This window comes from Caulobacter sp. 602-1 (assembly GCF_003931565.1).
GTDB lineage: Bacteria > Pseudomonadota > Alphaproteobacteria > Caulobacterales > Caulobacteraceae > Caulobacter.
The window spans coordinates 1-301 of sequence record NZ_RRYI01000101.1; the positions used below are offsets into that span (position 1 = coordinate 1).

Consider the following 301-nt stretch of genomic DNA (forward strand, 5'->3'; position numbering starts at 1 on the left):
CGCGGTGCTCTCCCGAGCGCAACTCCTGGAATTGGTGTGGGGCTACGACTTCGCCGCCGACACCAACGTGGTGGACGTCTTCATCGGGTACCTGCGGCGCAAACTGGAGGCCGGCGGTGGTCCTAGGCTGCTGCATACCGTCCGCGGAGTCGGATTCGTGCTGCGTATGCAGTGACGGGGCATGCATGAATATTCTGTCGCGGATCTTCGCCCGTACGCCCTCGCTGCGAACCCGGGTGGTGGTCGCGACGGCGATCGGCGCCGCGATCCCGGTACTCATTGTCGGCACCGTCGTCTGGGT

The 301-nt window shown here is 65.4% G+C and carries 1 protein-coding gene; it reads left to right on the forward strand.

The window, feature by feature from the left end; translation table 11 throughout:
• Positions 1 to 175, forward strand: a 175-nt coding sequence (locus tag EIK80_RS25420; RefSeq protein WP_148099137.1) for a winged helix-turn-helix domain-containing protein, incomplete at its 5' end; no start/stop codon positions are given.
• Positions 176 to 301: the final 126 nt, after the last annotated feature.